The sequence below is a fragment of the Bifidobacterium sp. LH_230 genome (genome assembly GCF_056357555.1).
This window is the reverse complement of sequence record NZ_JBKEWJ010000003.1, coordinates 142,301-159,415: the sequence shown is the minus strand read 5'-3', so window position 1 is coordinate 159,415 and position 17,115 is coordinate 142,301. Positions and strand designations below refer to the sequence as shown.

Sequence of the window (17,115 nt, the reverse complement as noted above, 5' to 3'; positions counted from 1 at the left end):
ACATGGCTGAGAATCTTCAGACCACAGCACCTGCCGAGACGGCCGCAGAGCCGATCAATGGTCGCGTCACGCGTATCCAGGGTTCGGTTATCGACGTCGAATTCCCGGTGGGCCACCTGCCTGACATCTACAATGCACTGACCGTGCAGCTGACCAGCACCGGCAAGCATGAGGAGGGCGAGACCGCCCACTCCATCACGCTGGAAGTCGAGCAGCACCTCGGTGACTCGACCGTGCGTTGCGTCGCGCTCAAGCCGACCGATGGTCTGGTCCGCGGCGCGGTCGTGACCGACACCGGCGGCCCGATCTCCGTGCCGGTCGGCGACGTGACCCTCGGCCACGTGTTCGACGTGACCGGCCACGTGCTCAACAAGAAGCCCGACGAGACCATCAAGGTCACCGAGCGTTGGCCCATCCACCGCAAGCCGCCGGCATTCGATCAGCTGGAGTCCAAGACCCAGATGTTCGAGACCGGCATCAAGGTCATCGATCTGCTCACCCCGTACGTGCAGGGCGGCAAGATCGGTCTGTTCGGTGGCGCCGGCGTCGGCAAGACGGTTCTGATTCAGGAAATGATCCAGCGAGTCGCGCAGAACCACGGCGGTGTGTCCGTGTTCGCCGGCGTCGGCGAGCGTACCCGTGAGGGCAACGATCTGATCGGCGAGATGGGCGAGGCCGGCGTGCTCGAGAAGACCGCACTGGTCTTCGGCCAGATGGATGAGCAGCCGGGCACCCGTCTGCGCGTCCCGCTGACCGCACTGACGATGGCCGAGTACTTCCGCGACGTGCAGAACCAGGACGTGCTGCTGTTCATCGACAACATCTTCCGCTTCACGCAGGCCGGTTCCGAGGTGTCCACGCTGCTGGGCCGTATGCCTTCCGCCGTGGGTTACCAGCCGAACCTGGCCGACGAGATGGGTGCCCTGCAGGAGCGCATCACCTCGACGCGCGGCCACTCGATCACCTCGCTGCAGGCCATCTACGTGCCGGCCGATGATTACACCGACCCGGCCCCGGCCACGACCTTCGCCCACCTCGACGCGACCACCGAGCTGTCTCGTGACATCGCCTCGAAGGGCATCTACCCGGCCGTGGACCCGCTTTCGTCGACCTCGCGAATCCTTGACCCGCGCTACGTCGGCCAGGCCCACTACGAGTGCGCCAACCGCGTCAAGGCGATTCTGCAGCGTAACAAGGAGCTGCAGGACATCATCGCCCTGATCGGTATCGACGAGCTCTCGGAAGAGGACAAGACCACCGTCAACCGCGCCCGCCGCATCGAGCAGTTCCTCGGCCAGAACTTCTACGTGGCCGAGAAGTTCACCGGTCGCCCGGGCTCGTACGTGCCGGCCGACGAGACCATCGAAGCCTTCACGCGCATCTGCGATGGCGTGTACGACGACGTTCCGGAGCAGGCGTTCTCCGGCATCGGCGGCATCGACGACCTCGAGAAGAAGTGGCACGACATGCAGAAGGAGCTTGGTGAGTGATGGCTGGATCCTCAAAGACCTTGATGCAGGTGAATATCGTCGCCGCTGACCACCCGGTGTGGCACGGCGAGGCGAAGTCGGTGACCATCCCCGCCTCCGAAGGCGAGATGGGCATTCTGGCCGACCACGAGCCGGTGCTGACCGTCATCAAGGGCGGTTCGCTCACCGTGGTCGACCCGGCTGGCGAACGCCACGTGTTCGAGGTCACTGACGGATTCATCTCCTTCGACTCGAACAAGCTCACCGTCGCGGTCGAACGCGGCCGCGACGTGGTCCGCACCTCCGGCGCGGACGCCGACGCCGAGTAGTTTCGCTCGGTTCGCGCTTTTGGCCTCCCGCACACTGCGCTGTGCGGGAGGCCTTTTGCTTGGTTGCGGAGCCGCGTGTGGTTGTGGAATCGGCCGCATGATGTGCGGCCGATGCTGGTTGTTGGCGGCTGACGCCGCAGTACCCCAACCCGCCCGGCTGGCGCCGGGCACCCTCCCCTAAAAGGGGAGGGAAAGATGATTGCTTTCCCCTAGGAGGGATGTGTTCGGCCTTTCCCTCCCCTCTTAGGGGAGGGTGGCGCGCAGCGCCGGGTGGGGTACTGCGGCGTCAGCCGCCAACAACCAGCATCGGCCGAAGGCCGATTCCGCCCCCATCCCGTGCGTCATGCTACAGTGTTGCGACGTGCGAATTATTGTTGCTGACTGCTCCGCTGAATACTCCGGCCGTCTGACGGCCTCGCTGCCGCCGGCCAAGCGCGTGCTGCTGATCAAAGCCGACAACAGTCTGCTGATCTTCTCCGAACTCGGGTCATACAAGCCGCTCAACTGGATGGCCGCGCCGTGCACGATCAAGGAGATCGTGCCGGAGGGGGACGCTGATGCTGCTGCGGATGCTGTGGATGTCGATTCCGTCGTCGGCAAGGACCCATCCGAACTGACGCCGATCAAGACGCTGCGCGTCTCCGCCGACAAGTCCAGCGACATCCTCGAAGTCGCGCTGTACCGCGTCTACTCCGACGAATCGTATGATTTGGGCGAGGACCCCGGCCTGATCAAGGACGGCGTGGAAGACCATTTGCAGCGCTACCTTGCGCAGCAGATCACGCGCATCGGCGAGGGCGCGAAGCTCGTGCGCCGCGAATATCCGACCGCGATCGGGCCGGTCGACATCATGGCCACCGATGCGGACGGCACGCATGTGGCGATCGAGATCAAGCGCCACGGCGGCATCGACGGCGTCGAACAGCTCACGCGCTATTGCGAGCTGCTCAACCGTGATCCGCTGCTGGCCCCGGTGCGCGGCATTTTCGCCGCGCAGACCATCACCCCGCAGGCGCGCGTCCTCGCGCAGGACCGCGGCTTCGAATGCCTCATCCTCGACTATGACGAGATGCGCGGCGTCGAGGACGACGCGCTGCGCCTGTTCTGAAAACTGAATCGGCCTTCGGCCGATGTTGTGTTGATAGCGGACTTCGTCCGCCGTACCCCACCCGTCCGGCCTGTGCCGGACACCCTCCCCTGAGAGGGGAGGGAGGTGTTTGGCCTTTTCATTCAATATGTCGGTCAGCATCCTCTCCTGAGAGGATGCTTGGCCTTTCCCTCCCCTCTAAGGGGAGGACGACGCGCTGCGCCTGTTCTGAAAACTGAATCGGCCTTCGGCTGATGTTGTGTTGATAGCGGACTTCGTCCGCCGTACCCCACCCGTCCGGCCTGTGCCGGACACCCTCCCCTGAGAGGGGAGGGATGCGCATGGCCTTTCCCTCCCCTCTCAGGGGAGGGTGGCGCGAAGCGCCGGGTGGGGTACTGCGGCGCGAATGCGCCGCCAGCAACGCAGCATCGGCCGAAGGCCGATTTCGTTTTCGCTAAGCAGCCATCCCCTAAAATCAGTACGCGGCGAGGATATCCACCACGAACACGAGCGTCGAGTTGGCCGGAATCGAGCCGGTCGCGGTCGAGCCGTATCCCAAGTCCGGCGGAATCACCAGCAGCACCTGCGAACCGACCGTCTGGCCCTTCAGACCGTCCTTCCAGCCCTGAATCACCTGGCCGGACGACGACAGATCGGCGTCGAACGTCGTGTTCTTGTCCCACGACGAATCGAACTGCGTTCCATCCAGCAGCCAGCCGGTGTACTTGACCACCGCGGTCATGCTGTCGGTCAGCTTCGTGCCGGAGCCCTGGATCAGCGTCTGCGACACGAGCTTGCCGCTGCCCTTGTATCCGTTGATCTTGATCGACGGCTTGCCGTCCGCCGCGCGCGTGACCTTCGGCAGGTCGGCCGGCACGTCAGTGACTTCCGTGCCGGACGCCTTGGTTGGGTCCTTCGACGCGGACACGATCGTGAGCGCCATGATGTACGACGTGCCCGACGAGTTGGAATCGTTCACGCCGATCGCGACCGTTGCGTTGATCTTTTGCCCGACGAACAGCTCCTTGTACGCCTCGTTGAGCTGGGTGCTGGCGAGGTTCCACGAGCAGTCCGGCGTGTTCTTCTCCCACGTGCTGTCGAGTTCGGAACCGTCTTTGACATTCACGGCGATGCCCTGCACGCACACGCGTTCGTCGGCCTTGACCTCGGCGCCGTTGCCCTTCTGCAGCACCGCGTACGAGCCGTTCTCCACGCTCATCGGCGTCTTCGCCAGCGCGATCGTCGGCTTCTTGCCGAGTTCGCCGGTCGCCGTGACGCCGGCGATCTGCTTGAGGTTCTTGAGTGCGGACTTGCTGTCCGACGACGAGTTGGACGAGCTGGACGAATCGTTGGTCTTGCTGGAATCCGACGAGTTCGACGAGCCGCCGCACGCGGCAAGCGTCAGGCACAGGCCGAACGCGCATGCGCCGGCGAGAGCGGCGCGCAGATACTGGGGAATGGTCTTGTTACGCATGATCTCCACACTACCGGCAGTGCCTGATTATGCGGGGGATTGTAGAATGGGATGGCTATGACTGTGAACAAACAAGAATCTCAACCCGAACGCGAGCCGGGCAAGTCGGACGGCAAGAAGGGCACGGCGGACAAGCCGGGCAAGTCCGACGCCCGCCGCGTGTGGATCATGCGCGGCCTGGTCACGCCGTTTTTGGGGTTGCTGGCCGTCGCGAGCATTGCATTGGGGCTGCTCAATGCGACGGTGTGGAAGCCGAGCCGTGAGATCACGGCCACGGGTCAGGCCAGTGGCGTGCAGTACATCACGACCGATCCGGGCGTGCTGCCGTTGGTCGACCGGCGCTCTACGCTGACGGTGGAATCGTCGGCGGGTGACAACGTGTGCGTTGCGCTGGCGTCCGGCAAGGATGTCAACGGCTGGGTCGCGGGGTCGCAGTACCTGCGCGTGACCGGACTGAGCAGCTGGACCGAGTTGGCGACTGAAAAGGCGTCTGCGAAGGGTTCGTCCGATACGGCTGACGGGCAGACCGCGGTCGCGTTCAAGGATTCCGATATGTGGACCAAAGTGTCCTGCAATACGGGATCGGTGTCGCTTAAGACCGACGTGGACGCCGATTCCTCCACGATGGCGCTGATCGATCTCGGCAAGTCCGGCGACGCGACGATTTCACTGAAATGGGAACGCCAGACGTTGCCCGATTTCGCGATGCCGTTCTACTTCGCGGGCGGACTGCTGGCCGGCATGGCCGTGCTCACCGCCTCGCTGTTCGCGATGCCGCCGCACAAGCGCCGCAAGCGCGTGGTCGCCAGCGCCCTCGCCGCCGCCAAGGCCGAGGAAGTCAGCGTCAGCGAGGCGATCGCCGGCAGCTGGCGTGCGATCAGGCCGAAGCCGGTATCGGCCGAGCGGGCCAGCCGAGGCCGTCGCCGTCACGCATCGCACCGCATCACCGACACCGGCACGATCCTGCCGGTGACCGACGAATCGCAGACCGGTCCGACGATCGTCGACCCGTCGTCGCGCAACCTCGTCGCGGAAGCCGCACAGGACAGCACGACCGTTGACTCCGCAGCCATATCGTTCTCCGAAACGTCGATCGATACGCCGGTCGTGCAACCGGGCAGCGATACGAACGATGCCGAGACGCCGTCCGCAGAGCCGATCTCGACCGACGATACGGCTGCGGATTCGTCGGCCACGCAGCATGACGATGCGGCCGACGAAGCGGCCACGTCCGTGATCACACCGGAGGAACTGCAGGCGTACTTCGCGCGGTTCGCGCAGGAATCGTCAGCCGGCGCGGGCGACGATACGGACGGCGCACATGACGATGCGCACGATGGCGAGGAGGCGAAATGAACAGCAAGACCATGAAAACGATAGCGGCCGCCGTGCTGGCCGTCGCCGCAACCGTGTCGCTCGCCGGCTGCGAAGGCCAGATTCCGCAGCCCGCATCCGGTGACGCGACCTCGACCTCCGCGTCCGGCGCCAAGGCGACGCCCGACCTGACCGAAGCGCAGGAGAAGGCCATCCGCAAGGCCATCCTCGATGTCTACCAGTCCGCCGGCGACTCCAAGAACACCGACGGACTCGACGCGCGCGTCACCGGCCCCGCGTTCGACATCTACTCGAGCCGCATCGCCATCGCCAAAGCCGCCAACAGCGACGTCGACAAGTACGCGACCATCCCGTCCGACATCGCGCAGACCGTCATCCCGACCGACTCCGGCTGGCCACGCACCGTCTTCAGTATCACCACCACCACCGAGGACCAGCAGTCCAAGCGACTGCTCGTCATGGTGCAGGAATCCGCGCAGTCCAACTACAAGCTGTGGGGCATGGCCCGCCTGTTCCAAGGCACCACGCTGCCCAGCTTCGCCGTGCCGAAGATCGGCGCGTCGATGGGCACCGCCACCGATTCCGGACTCGTCGCCACGCCGCAGGACGCGGTCAAACAGTACGCCGACGTGCTCGCCAACGGCTCGAACAGCCAGTACGCGGCCAACATCGCCGACGACGAACTGCGGCAGAACCTCGCCACCACCACCAAGCAGGTGGCCGACGGCATGGCCCGCAACAACGGCACCCAGCAGCAGACCTTCACCCCCGTCGACGGTGCGATCTACGTCATGCGCTCGGTCGACGGCGGTGATCTCGTCGTCGCGCAGATCAACTCCGAATGGACCCGCCAGGCCGGCGAAGGCCGCGAATCGCAGCCCGCATCCAACGACGAGCGCGCCCTCTTCGGCAACGGCAAGACCACCAGCACTATGAAGGTCTCCTACGTCAACACCATCGCCCTCTACGTGCCGGCCAAGGACTCCGGCAAACAGATCACCGCGGTGGGAGCGGATAGGCAAGTCGTCAAAGTCGAAGCCATCTAGCAATCGAATAACGGAGCGTATACGGCCTTTCTTCAACCTCGACGTGCTTAAGCACGCCTTCGGTTTCGGACGGCCGTCTCCGCACACGTTATTCGATTGCTGCACAATCGGAGCGTCCTCTGCGTTGCTCCTCGGTCGACGTGCTTAAGCACGCCTTCCTTCGGTGCGCCTTGAGGCCGCACACGTTGCCCGTCATCTAGCAATCGTGTCTATAGTTATTGCGGACTGCAATACGCACTCACGGAGGCATCATGGTAGATCAGTATGATTCCTGGCTCGTCGGTCAGGGCAACAACGCTGCCGCAAGCGGCGATCTCAACGAACTCAAGCACCAGACCAAGGCCGAGCCGGGCCAGCCGGGCGGCGCCCCCGCGGCCGGCGCGTACGTGATCGACGTCACCGAATCCACGTTTCAGGCGACCGTGCAGACTTCCGCCACGTTCCCGATCCTGCTGCTCCTGTGGACCGCGAAGGACGACCGCCTGTTCGACATGGCCCGCGCGCTCGGCGACGCGGTCAACAAGCTCGACGGCAAGATCCAGCTTGCACGCATCGACGTCAACGACAATCCGCAGATCGCGCAGGCGTTCCGCGTCACCGCCGTGCCCGCGCTGTTCGCGCTCGTCAACGGCCAGCCGATGATGGTCGCGCAGCCCGGCGTGCTCACCGACGACGAACTGCAGCAGGTCACCGACGCGGTCATTCCGCAGATCATCAAGCTCGCCCAGCAGCAGGGCGTGACCGGCACCGCGCCGTATTCCGGCGATCCGGAAGCCGACAGGAAGGCTGCCGAGGAAGCGGCCGAGCAGGTGCCGCCGGAGCACGAGGAGGCGCACCGCCTGGCCCAGTCGGGCGACTACTCCGGTGCGGCCGCCGCGTACGCGAAGGTGCTCGAGGCGAACCCGGCCGATGCGCTCGCCGCGCGCGAGCGCTCCAAGGCGCTGCTGCTGGCCCGTTCCGCGACCGCCGACGTGCGCGAGGTGCGTGCGGCCGCGGCCGCGCATCCGGACGATGTGGACGCGCAGCTGGCCGTCGCCGACATTGACATGATCGGCGGGCAGATCCAAGACGCGTTCGACCGTCTGTTGGACTTCCTCGCAGCCGGTCACAAGGCCGATCTCGAGCCGGTGCGCAAGCGTCTGCTCGAATACTTCGCGATCCCCGAGCCGACCGACGAGCGCCTGAAGCGCGCCCGCCGTCGCCTCGCCACGTTGATGTTCTGAACGGAGTCCCGCGGGATTCCGCCAGGACGCGCCTATTCCATCGGATAATGGTCGGTGGATAACGGGCATCAGTAGTGGTCGGCGGTAGCTGGCATTGGTGCGGTCGGCGCAACGGAGCATCGGTAGCGGTAGCAATATCACGCGAGAGCACCTGTTTGCGTGATGTTTTGGCTAGCGGTCGCGGCTATTATCCGAAATATCACGCAAACAGGTCCTCTCGCGTGATGTAGGGGATAGTAAGAGGTGGTTGGCTATCCGAAACATCACGCAAACAGGGTTTCTAGCGTGGTGTTTTTGCCAGTAACGGATGGTTGCTAGCAAAAACATCACGCAAATGAGACTTTGAGCGTGATGTGCTGGCTAGCACCGAATGCGTACTAGCCAGCACATCACGCCGGAAGATGTTCGGAAGATGGTTCGGCCTGTTGCTCAGCGGGGGTGAAGCGCTTCAGTCGCCGGTCATGTCGCCGGCGGCGACGTAGACCGCGTGCGAGCGGGTCACCTTGTTCACGCGGTACGTGTTATCGCCCAGAATGCCGTCCGCGCCCATCGTCAGGCATCGGTTCGCCTCGCGGTAATCATTGCCCACTCCGGCGTAGATCGGCACGTTGTCGCGCCGCGCGCGCTCCACGACCTCGCGCGTGAGCCTGGTGCCGCGCATCACCACGAAATCCACGCCCTTCGGCCACACGATCGCCGGATCGCCCTTCGGACTGACGCACTTGCCGATCGTCCAGTCCGGATGATCGCGCAGCAGCATCCGTACCGCGGCGTCGGTCACCGACATCAGCATCACGCGATCCGCGAAACCGTACCGTTCGATCACGTCGGCCACCGCGCGGGTCAGTTTCGGCGCGCCTTTCGAACCGGTTTTCAGATCGAGCAGCAGACTCAAATGATCGGACGACCGTTGCGCGGCTTCGATCGCCTGAGCCAACGTCGGCACGTGATAGTCCGCGCCGCGATCGCGCATCGTCATATGCTCGAGTTCGCGGTCGGTGAGCTTCGCGACGCGCAGATTGCGACCGTTCGCAGCAAGTCGGCCGGTGCGTTCGTCATGGAAGACGACCGGCGTGCCGTCCGCGGTCAGCCGCACGTCGATCTCCGCGTAATCGGCACCGTCCGTGCCTGCGTTGGCGATCGCATTCAGCGAGTTCTCCGGCGCGGAATCGTCGCCGCGATGCGCGATCGCAACCGGTCGGATCTCCCACTGGTCGGCGTGTTCGCGCCGGCGCAGACGCGCGGCCGCAACCCCGGTCAACACCAGCGACAGACACAACAACGGCGCCATCCAACGGAACATGCGGCGGAACGTGGTCGCGTGCGTATCCGTGTACGAGCGGCTGTTCTGATCGTCCATTGCGCACCTCCTGCAAAGTCGAACCAATCCCGCCTTCATTATGGGTGCGGATGGGCGGCAACGGCATCATCCTGCAGAACGAATCCGGTGTCGACAAGGGCGCGCGGAAACGACGAAGCCCCGCGTTCCAAACGTGCGGAAGCGGGGCTTGATGGTGGGCCCAAAGGGGATCGAACCCTCGACCTTCTGTTCCGGAGACAGACGCTCTATCCACTGAGCTACGGACCCAAGCAACGCACTACTTTACACGGCGGGCGGACCGAACGCGAATTGTGCGGTGCAAGACTTCCAAAACCGCCATAACACGCGCAATCGCGTCTACACTGGTTTTATGGCCGATAACCTGAACGATTTCGAATTTGAGCGTCGGTTCTTCTGCCGTCACATGCCGGCTGAGCTCGACGACGGGGACGCGCCGGCGCTCATCGTGCAAAGCTACTACGTGCACGACGGCAACTATGCGTTGCGCGTGCGGCTCACGACCCGCGCGATGCGGCTCGACATGACGCCCGATCTCGACCCGATCGAGGTGCTGCGCGAGTACCGCGATCTGTTCGGCGAGGCGTATGTGACGGTCAAGGGGCCGTCCGTGGGCGGCACGCGGTACGAGGCCGAGCGCGAGATCGACTCGCGCATCGCGGCCGAACTCGCGTTGCGCGGCGGCGCGCCGATCATCAAGAACCGCTATTCGGTCTGGCTGGACGAGGACGGCTGGAGCATCGACGTGTTCGGCGGGGCGAACGCGCCGCTCATCGTCGCGGAGGCGGAACGCAGCAGTCCCGTCACGAATCTGATCATCCCGAAATTCTGCGTCACTGAGATCACCGATCAGGCACGGTTCAGCAACGACGGACTCGCCGGGCGTCCGTATCGCGAATGGCAGGACGACTTCGAGCGCGAGCTGGCGGCGGACGGGCCGCAGTTCATGCAGTTCTTCGGTAAGAACCGGATGGTGTGAGCCGGGCGGTGCGAGCGGTCCGTTCCGAGTCGCGGTCCGTTCCGAGTCGCGGAACGGTTCGTCTCGCGCATGATCGGCGCGCCTAGAATGGCGGGCATGATGCCGCGCGTGGCGACCGTGACGGAATGCCGCGAAACCGCGCGTGAAACATCGGTGATGTGACGTTCGACCGAACCGCAAAGGAGTATCGATTATGAGCGAAAAGATGGAAGAGGTCGCGACCTCGCAGGCCCCGGCCGCACTGGGCGCGTACAGCCAGGCCGTCAAGGCCAACGGCTTCGTGTTCGTCTCCGGCCAGCTGGGCATCGACCCGGCCACCGGTGAACTGGCCGGCGAGACGGCGGGCGAGCAGGCCGCACAGGCCCTCAAGAACATCAAGTGCATTCTTGACACGGCCGGCACCGGCATCGAGCACGTCGTGCGCGCGACCATCTACCTGAAGAACGTCGAGGACTTCAAGGAGGTCGACGCCCGCTACGCCGAGGTGTTCATCGGCTCCGTCAAGCCGGCCCGCGTCGCGTTCGGCGGCAACGACATCCCCAAGGGAGCGCTCGTCGAGATCGACGCGATCGCCGCGCTGTGACGCATACGTACGCATGACGGTGCGTGCTGCGGCGTGCGCTGTGTCGCGCGATACGTATTCCAAACGGTGCGCCGCCTCATCCGATGACGGATGGGCGGCGCACCGTTGTTGTCGCATTGGCGCGTGTTCTGTGCCGGGCCATCCGGCGTAACGTTGAGCTGGTCCTATTCAGGATATTCGGCGCATATTCGGCGCAACTATTTTCGGAAATCAGCCCATCGTTCCGAAAATAGTTGCGCTGCCGTTGGTTCAGCGCAACTTTTCTAGGAAGATTGAGATGATTTCCGAAAATAGTTGCGTTGATGTCGTCTTAGTGCAACTATTTTCGGGACAATGGGTTGATTCCCGGGGAAAGTCGCGCTGGCTCGTGGACTCGTCTGGTTTGCTGATGGCGTTGTGGAATATCCCCCGAACGGGGCATGTCATCGTTCATGTTCGATGAATACGGCCGTATTCATCAGCAACAGCATATGCAGCCGCGCGCGGCATGGATGTCGTACAGAGTGCTATGGCTGCCACAGTGCCAGTATGCGGCGACTGTTCGTACATCGCGGCTATCATACGTAAGTCGCCCGCGCGATGACGCGCGCGACGGAACCATCGACCCGAACCACGAACCGAAGGAGTCCGACATGGCCGAACGCGGCACCGGCGAGGCGAACGCTGCGGATACCGTGGCAAGCCACACGGACAATACCGACACCGATCTCGAACGGCGCATGGAATCGCGCCACCTGACCATGATCTCCCTTGGCGGCGTGATCGGCACCGGCCTGTTCGTTAGCTCCGGATACACCATCAACCAGGCAGGTCCGCTCGGCGCGATCCTCGCCTACGCGATCGGCTCGCTGCTCGTCTACTGCGTCATGGTCTCCCTCGGCGAACTGTCGGTCGCCATGCCGTACGCGGGCAGTTTCCACCTGTATGCCAAACGTTTCATCGGCCCGGCCACCGCGTTCGTGATCGCCGTGCTCTACTGGCTCAACTGGGCGGTGGCGTTCGCCAGCGAATTCACCGCGGCCGGGCTGCTCATGCAGCGCTGGTTCCCGAGCAGCCCGGCGTGGGTATGGTCGGCGGTGTTCATCGCGGCGGTGTTCGCGCTCAACATCATGTCGGTGAGGCTGTACGGCGAGGCCGAGTTCTGGTTCGCGTCGATCAAGGTGTTCGCGATCGTCGCGTTCATCGTGATCGGCCTGCTCGCGATCTTCGGCGCGATTCCGATTGCCGGGCGCCCGGCCGACGCCGGCGCGCCGCTGTTCGGCAACTTCGTCACGGACGGATGGTTCCCGCGCGGCATCGCGCCGGTCTTCTCCACGCTGCTTACCGTCGTGTTCGCGTTCTCCGGCACCGAAGTCGTGGGCGTGGCGGCCGGAGAGACGCGCGACCCGGGCATGGCCATCCCGAAGGCCGTGCACACCACCGTGTTCCGCCTCGCCATGTTCTTCATCGGCTCGATCGCGGTGATGGCCGCGCTCATCCCGTGGCAGCAGGCGGGCGTGGACACCAGTCCGTTCGTGCTCGTGTTCCAGTCGATCGGCATGCCGTTCGCCGGCGACATCATGAACTTCGTGGTGCTCACGGCCGTGCTGTCGGCCGCGAACTCCGGGCTGTACGTGTGCTCGCGCATGGTATGGTCGCTGGCCAAGGAGCGGCTGATTCCGGCGCGGTTCGCCAAGACGAACTTTCGTGGCGTGCCGGTATGGGCGGTGCTGTTTTCGATGTGCGGATCGCTGTTGGCGCTGCTGTCGAGCGTGGTGGCGGCCTCGACCGTGTATCTGGTGCTGGTGGCGGTGTCGGGACTGGCGACGCTGGTGGTGTGGTTCTCGGTGGCGGTGTGCCATATCCGGTTCCGGCGTGAATGGGTGCGCGGCGGGCATGACGCGGCCGAACTCGGGTATCGCGCGCCCGGATACCCGGTGTTGCCGTGGCTGGCGATCGTGATGTGCCTTGGGGCGCTGGTGCTGGTGGCGCTGGACGACACGCAGCGGTCGACGCTGTATTGCATGGTGCCGTTCGTGGCGCTGTGCTACGGCGGCTATTGGGCGATCGAACACGCGCGGCGGAAGGATGATCGTCAATCGTGACGAATTTCAGACGAGGAGTTTCGCGATCGAGAGGCTGATTTGGCGCTTTGACGAGGTCGGTTTGACGATCGAGAGGCATTCATAGGATGTACATCCCGCCTCGATACCCCCTAAATGTGGTACAAGGTTAAGGGAAAGGCGGTTGATGTCGTGTTGATTGCCTCTCGATCGTCAAACCGACCTCGACGGATACACAAATCAGCCTCTCGATCGTCAAACTGCCGAACGGAATCAGACATTTTGGTTGTACTCCGGCGGTTTACAACGTCCGATGCGCCAGTCGGCCCGTTCGCCGGAAGTCAGACTCGCCGGTATTCTTGGAAGAATGAGTCCTGAAGCCCTGAGCGAACTGATTTCGCGTATTGCCCATGAACTGGTTGCGTCCGGCAAGGCCGGCAACCTCACCGATGACCTGATCCCGCCCGTCGACAAGCTCGCCGTCATGCGCCCGAAGGATCGCGCGCACGGTGACTGGGCCTCGAACGCGGCCATGCAGCTGGCCAAGAAGGCCGGCATGAAGTCCCACGACCTGGCCGAGCTGTTCGCCGCCGGCCTGACCGCAGCCGACGGCATCAAGTCCGTCGAAGTGGCCGGCCCCGGCTTCATCAACATCACCCTCGACTCCGCGTCCGCCGCGGCCGTGGTCGACCAGGTGCTCGCCGCCCCGGCCGACGCCAACGGCGTCTCCACGTTCGGCAAGAACGCGCACCTCGCCGGCAAGACCCTGAACCTCGAATTCGTCTCCGCGAACCCGACCGGCCCGATCCACATCGGCGGCACCCGTTGGGCGGCCGTCGGCGACTCGATGGCCCGCGTGCTCGAGGCGAACGGCGCGAAGGTCGTGCGCGAATACTACTTCAACGACCACGGCGAGCAGATCAACCGCTTCGCCAAGTCGCTCGTCGCCGCCGCGCACGGCGAGGAGACGCCGATCGACGGCTACAAGGGCGCATACATCAACGAGATCGCCGACCGCGTGATCGCCGAGGCCGAGGCCGACGGCGTGGACGTGCTCGCCCTGCCGCGCGTCGACGGCGGCCTCGACAAGGACGGCAACCCGCTCGGCGAAGGCGATTCCGAGCAGCGCGAGGAGTTCCGCAAGCGCGCCGTGCCGATGATGTTCGACGAGATCCGCAAGTCGATGAAGGACTTCCGCGTTCACTTCGACGTGTGGTTCCACGAGAACAGCCTGTACACCGACGGCGAGGTCAAGCGCGCGATCGAGGTGCTGCGCGAGCGCGGCGACATCTACGAGAAGGACGGCGCAACTTGGTTCGAGTCGACCAAGCACGGCGACGACAAGGACCGCGTGATCATCAAGTCGAACGGCGAGTTCGCGTACTTCGCGGCCGACATCGCGTACTACTGGAACAAGCGCCACCGCGCGACCGATCCGGCCGACATCGCGATCTACATGCTCGGCGCCGACCACCACGGCTACATCGGCCGCATGATGGCCATGTGCGCCGCGTTCGGCGACCAGCCGGGCGAGAACATGCAGATCCTGATCGGCCAGCTCGTCAACGTGCTGAAGGACGGCAAGGCCGTGCGCATGTCGAAGCGCGCCGGCAACGTCGTCACGATCGACGACCTGACCGAGGCGATCGGCGTGGACGCATCGCGCTACTCGCTCGCGCGCACCGACTACAACTCGCCGGTCGACATCGACCTGAACCTGCTCGCCTCGCACTCCAACGACAACCCGGTGTACTACGTGCAGTACGCGCACGCGCGCTCCTGCAACGTGGACCGCAACGCGGCCGCCGCCGGCATCACCTATGAGGGTGCTGACCTCGCCCTGCTCGATACCGAGGCGGACGGCGAGGTGCTCGCCGCGCTCGCCCAGTGGCCGGCGCTGCTCACGCTCGCCGGCGACGCGCGCGCACCGCACCGCGTGGCGCACTACCTCGAGGACCTGGCCGCCGCGTACCACAAGTGGTACAACGTGGAGCGCGTCGTGCCGATGGAACTGACCGACCCGGAGGCCCGCGGCGACGAGGCGGAGGCGTTGCGCATCGCCAAGGCCCCGGAGCCGGCCCGTGCCGCCGCGCGACTCAAGCTCAACGACGCCGTGCGCACCGTGATCGCCGAAGGCCTCGACCTGCTCGGCGTCACCTCTCCCGACAAGATGTAACGGCCTTCGGCCGTTGCTGTGTTTCGCGGCGCTCACGACGCTATCGCTGTTTTATTTCCTTTTGCTCCCCCCTGATAGGGGGAGCTGTCGAACGCAGTGAGACTGAGGGGGTATCTCGAGGTCTGTCCCGTATGAACCCCCTCAGTCAGCTTCGCTGACAGCTCCCCCTATCAGGGGGAGCATATGCTGGCGGGGAGCCTGCCGAACAGGATGCCGTCTAGCTCCCTCTGATAAGGGAAGCGCATGCTGGAACATCCCGAAAAGTCAGACACATTCGACAGCTCCCCCCTGATAGGGGAGCACAGTCATGGAGAAGAAGGAATCACCTATGGCAATCACCCCGATTTGGCCGGCCGCTGCGGCCATCGACCCGGCGAGCGGCGCGATCACGTTCCACGGCCGCACCGCCGAGTCGCTGCTCGACGAGTTCGGCTCACCGCTCTACCTGATCGACACCGACGAGGTCGCGAACCGCGCCAAGCATTTCGTGCGCGCCGCCGCGACCGCGTTCAACAACTCGACCACGCACGTGAGCTTCGCCGGCAAGGCGTTCCTCTCCAAGGAGATCGTGCGTCTCGTGCTCGCGGCCGGCATGTACGTCGACACCTGCACGATGGGCGAGATGAGGATCGCGCTCGCCGCCGGCGCTCCCGGCCGCCGCCTCGTGCTGCACGGCAACAACAAGTCCGATGCGGAGATCGAGCTGGCCATCAACGAGGGCTTCGCGAAGATCGTCGTCGACGAGCCCGACGAACCGGCGCGCATCGCCGCGATCGCTCATCGCCTCGGCAAACGCGCCCGCGTGATGCTGCGCGTCACCTCCGGCATCCACGCCGGCGGCCACGAGTACATCTCGACCGCGCACGAGGACCAGAAGTTCGGCGTGCCGCTGCTGCCGGCCGGTGCGGACACGTCCGTGCTGTCGATCCTCGACGACCTGACCGACGTGACCCCGGCCGCGACGAACGCGCGCGTGGGGGAGCGGCACGACGACGCGGAGTCTGCCTCCGGTGCGACCGCCAAGCCGGAACGCAAGCTGCGCTACGACGTCAAATACCCGTACGACCTGAGCGGCGAGGAACTATCCGAACCCGACCGCAAGCTCGCCGAGGCGATGACGGCCGTAGCGAACGGCCCGGCGCTCGCCGTGCTCAAGGAGATCCGCCGCCACGAGGACGTGCTCGAGCTGGTCGGCGTGCACTCGCATATCGGCTCGAACATCCACGACGCGGACGCGTTCATCCAGGCCGCCAAGCGCATGATGCTCCTGCGCAAGACCTTCTACGCCACCGACGCCTACACGCTGCCCGAGGTCGATCTCGGCGGCGGCTATTCCGTGGCGTACACGGACGGCGAGGATTCGATGGACATCGACGTGGAGCTGGGCCGCTTGGCCGACGCGGTCACGGCGATCAACCGCGCGCTCGGCATGCCCGCACCCGCGATCTCGTTCGAGCCGGGCCGTTGGATCGTCGCGCCCGCCGGCGTCACGCTGTACCGCGTCGGCACGATCAAGCACGTGCTGCTCAGCGCGGATGCGGAAGGCCACCAGCCGACCGATCGCGCCGGCAATCCGATCGACGAGCGCGTGTACGTCTCGGTGGACGGCGGCATGAGCGACAACATCCGTCCGGCGCTGTACGGCGCGGATTACACGGTGCGGCTCGCGAACCGACGCGGCTCGGACGAATCGATGCTCGTGCGCGTGGTCGGCATGCATTGCGAGTCCGGCGACATCATCATCCACGAGGACCGTCTGCCGGCCGATCTCAAGCGCGGCGATGTGCTCGCGGTGCCGGTGACCGGCGCGTACGGCCGCACGATGGCGAGCAACTACAACCAGGCGCTGATCCCGGCCGTCGTGGCCGTGAGCGAGGAAGGCGCGCACGTGATGCTGCGCCGCCAGACCATCGATGACCTGCTCGATCTCGATCTGGGCTGAGTGGGCCAAGTCAGCCCCGCGGCTGAGTCGATAGACCGATTGGCCGCACACGTAAGTGGGGGCTTCCTCTCGATCGAGAGGAAGCCCCCAC

General features: G+C 64.8%; 13 protein-coding genes and 1 tRNA gene. 11 read left to right on the top strand and 3 right to left on the bottom strand.

Translation table 11 applies throughout. The features are described 5' to 3' along the window. Positions 1-2 precede the first annotated feature (2 nt). The 3 genes from atpD to nucS all read left to right on the top strand — a co-directional run bounded on the left by atpD (position 3) and on the right by nucS (position 2,906). Entirely contained in the window at positions 3-1,490 is a 1,488-nt protein-coding gene (gene atpD, locus AC1A0G_RS02550) for a F0F1 ATP synthase subunit beta (protein ID WP_476527259.1), read from the top strand. Then, positions 1,490-1,798, top strand: a complete 309-nt coding sequence (locus AC1A0G_RS02545; protein ID WP_476527258.1) for a F0F1 ATP synthase subunit epsilon — start codon at positions 1,490-1,492, stop codon at positions 1,796-1,798. Before atpD ends, AC1A0G_RS02545 begins: the two co-directional genes overlap by 1 nt. A 361-nt stretch (positions 1,799-2,159) precedes the next feature. Continuing rightward, entirely contained in the window at positions 2,160-2,906 is a 747-nt protein-coding gene (gene nucS / locus AC1A0G_RS02540; protein ID WP_476527256.1) for an endonuclease NucS, read from the top strand. Between the two features lie 454 nt (positions 2,907-3,360). Here the strand turns inward: nucS and AC1A0G_RS02535 are convergent, their stop codons facing one another. Continuing rightward, positions 3,361-4,359 carry an FKBP-type peptidyl-prolyl cis-trans isomerase gene (locus AC1A0G_RS02535; protein ID WP_476527254.1) on the bottom strand — a complete coding sequence of 333 codons (999 nt, stop codon included), beginning with the start codon at positions 4,357-4,359 and terminating at the stop codon, positions 3,361-3,363. A gap of 57 nt (positions 4,360-4,416) precedes the next feature. Here AC1A0G_RS02535 and AC1A0G_RS02530 point away from each other — a divergent pair, with 57 nt between their 5' ends. The 3 genes from AC1A0G_RS02530 to AC1A0G_RS02520 all read left to right on the top strand — a co-directional run bounded on the left by AC1A0G_RS02530 (position 4,417) and on the right by AC1A0G_RS02520 (position 7,963). Continuing rightward, complete coding sequence (locus tag AC1A0G_RS02530; protein ID WP_476527252.1) at positions 4,417-5,715, top strand: hypothetical protein; 1,299 nt, start codon at positions 4,417-4,419, stop codon at positions 5,713-5,715. After that, positions 5,712-6,740 carry a DUF8094 domain-containing protein gene (locus AC1A0G_RS02525; RefSeq protein WP_476527250.1) on the top strand — a complete coding sequence of 343 codons (1,029 nt, stop codon included), beginning with the start codon at positions 5,712-5,714 and terminating at the stop codon, positions 6,738-6,740. Before AC1A0G_RS02530 ends, AC1A0G_RS02525 begins: the two co-directional genes overlap by 4 nt. A gap of 251 nt (positions 6,741-6,991) precedes the next feature. Beyond that, complete coding sequence (locus AC1A0G_RS02520; protein WP_476527248.1) at positions 6,992-7,963, top strand: tetratricopeptide repeat protein; 972 nt, start codon at positions 6,992-6,994, stop codon at positions 7,961-7,963. 448 nt (positions 7,964-8,411) lie between these two features. Here AC1A0G_RS02520 and AC1A0G_RS02515 read toward each other — a convergent pair whose 3' ends face one another. Further along, the gene (locus AC1A0G_RS02515) at positions 8,412-9,323 is read right to left on the bottom strand and encodes a glycerophosphodiester phosphodiesterase family protein (protein ID WP_476527247.1); all 912 of its coding nucleotides are present in this window, start codon (positions 9,321-9,323) and stop codon (positions 8,412-8,414) included. 152 nt (positions 9,324-9,475) lie between these two features. Then, a tRNA-Arg gene (locus AC1A0G_RS02510) sits at positions 9,476-9,551 on the bottom strand. 103 nt (positions 9,552-9,654) lie between these two features. Between AC1A0G_RS02510 and AC1A0G_RS02505 the strand changes: the two genes are divergently transcribed. The 5 genes from AC1A0G_RS02505 (at position 9,655) to AC1A0G_RS02485 (ending at position 17,024) form a co-directional block, all read left to right on the top strand. Continuing rightward, complete coding sequence (locus tag AC1A0G_RS02505; protein WP_476527246.1) at positions 9,655-10,281, top strand: CYTH domain-containing protein; 627 nt, start codon at positions 9,655-9,657, stop codon at positions 10,279-10,281. A 193-nt stretch (positions 10,282-10,474) separates the two neighbouring features. After that, on the top strand, positions 10,475-10,864 hold the full coding sequence (locus AC1A0G_RS02500; protein ID WP_214373599.1) for a Rid family detoxifying hydrolase: 390 nt from the start codon (positions 10,475-10,477) through the stop codon (positions 10,862-10,864). Between the two features lie 719 nt (positions 10,865-11,583). After that, a complete protein-coding gene (locus AC1A0G_RS02495; protein ID WP_476527331.1) occupies positions 11,584-12,948 on the top strand; it encodes an amino acid permease in 1,365 nt (454 codons plus the stop codon). Positions 12,949-13,273: 325 nt separating this feature from the next. After that, complete coding sequence (gene argS, locus AC1A0G_RS02490; RefSeq protein ID WP_476527244.1) at positions 13,274-15,082, top strand: arginine--tRNA ligase; 1,809 nt, start codon at positions 13,274-13,276, stop codon at positions 15,080-15,082. Between the two features lie 328 nt (positions 15,083-15,410). After that, positions 15,411-17,024 carry a diaminopimelate decarboxylase family protein gene (locus AC1A0G_RS02485; protein WP_476527243.1) on the top strand — a complete coding sequence of 538 codons (1,614 nt, stop codon included), beginning with the start codon at positions 15,411-15,413 and terminating at the stop codon, positions 17,022-17,024. Positions 17,025-17,115: the final 91 nt, after the last annotated feature.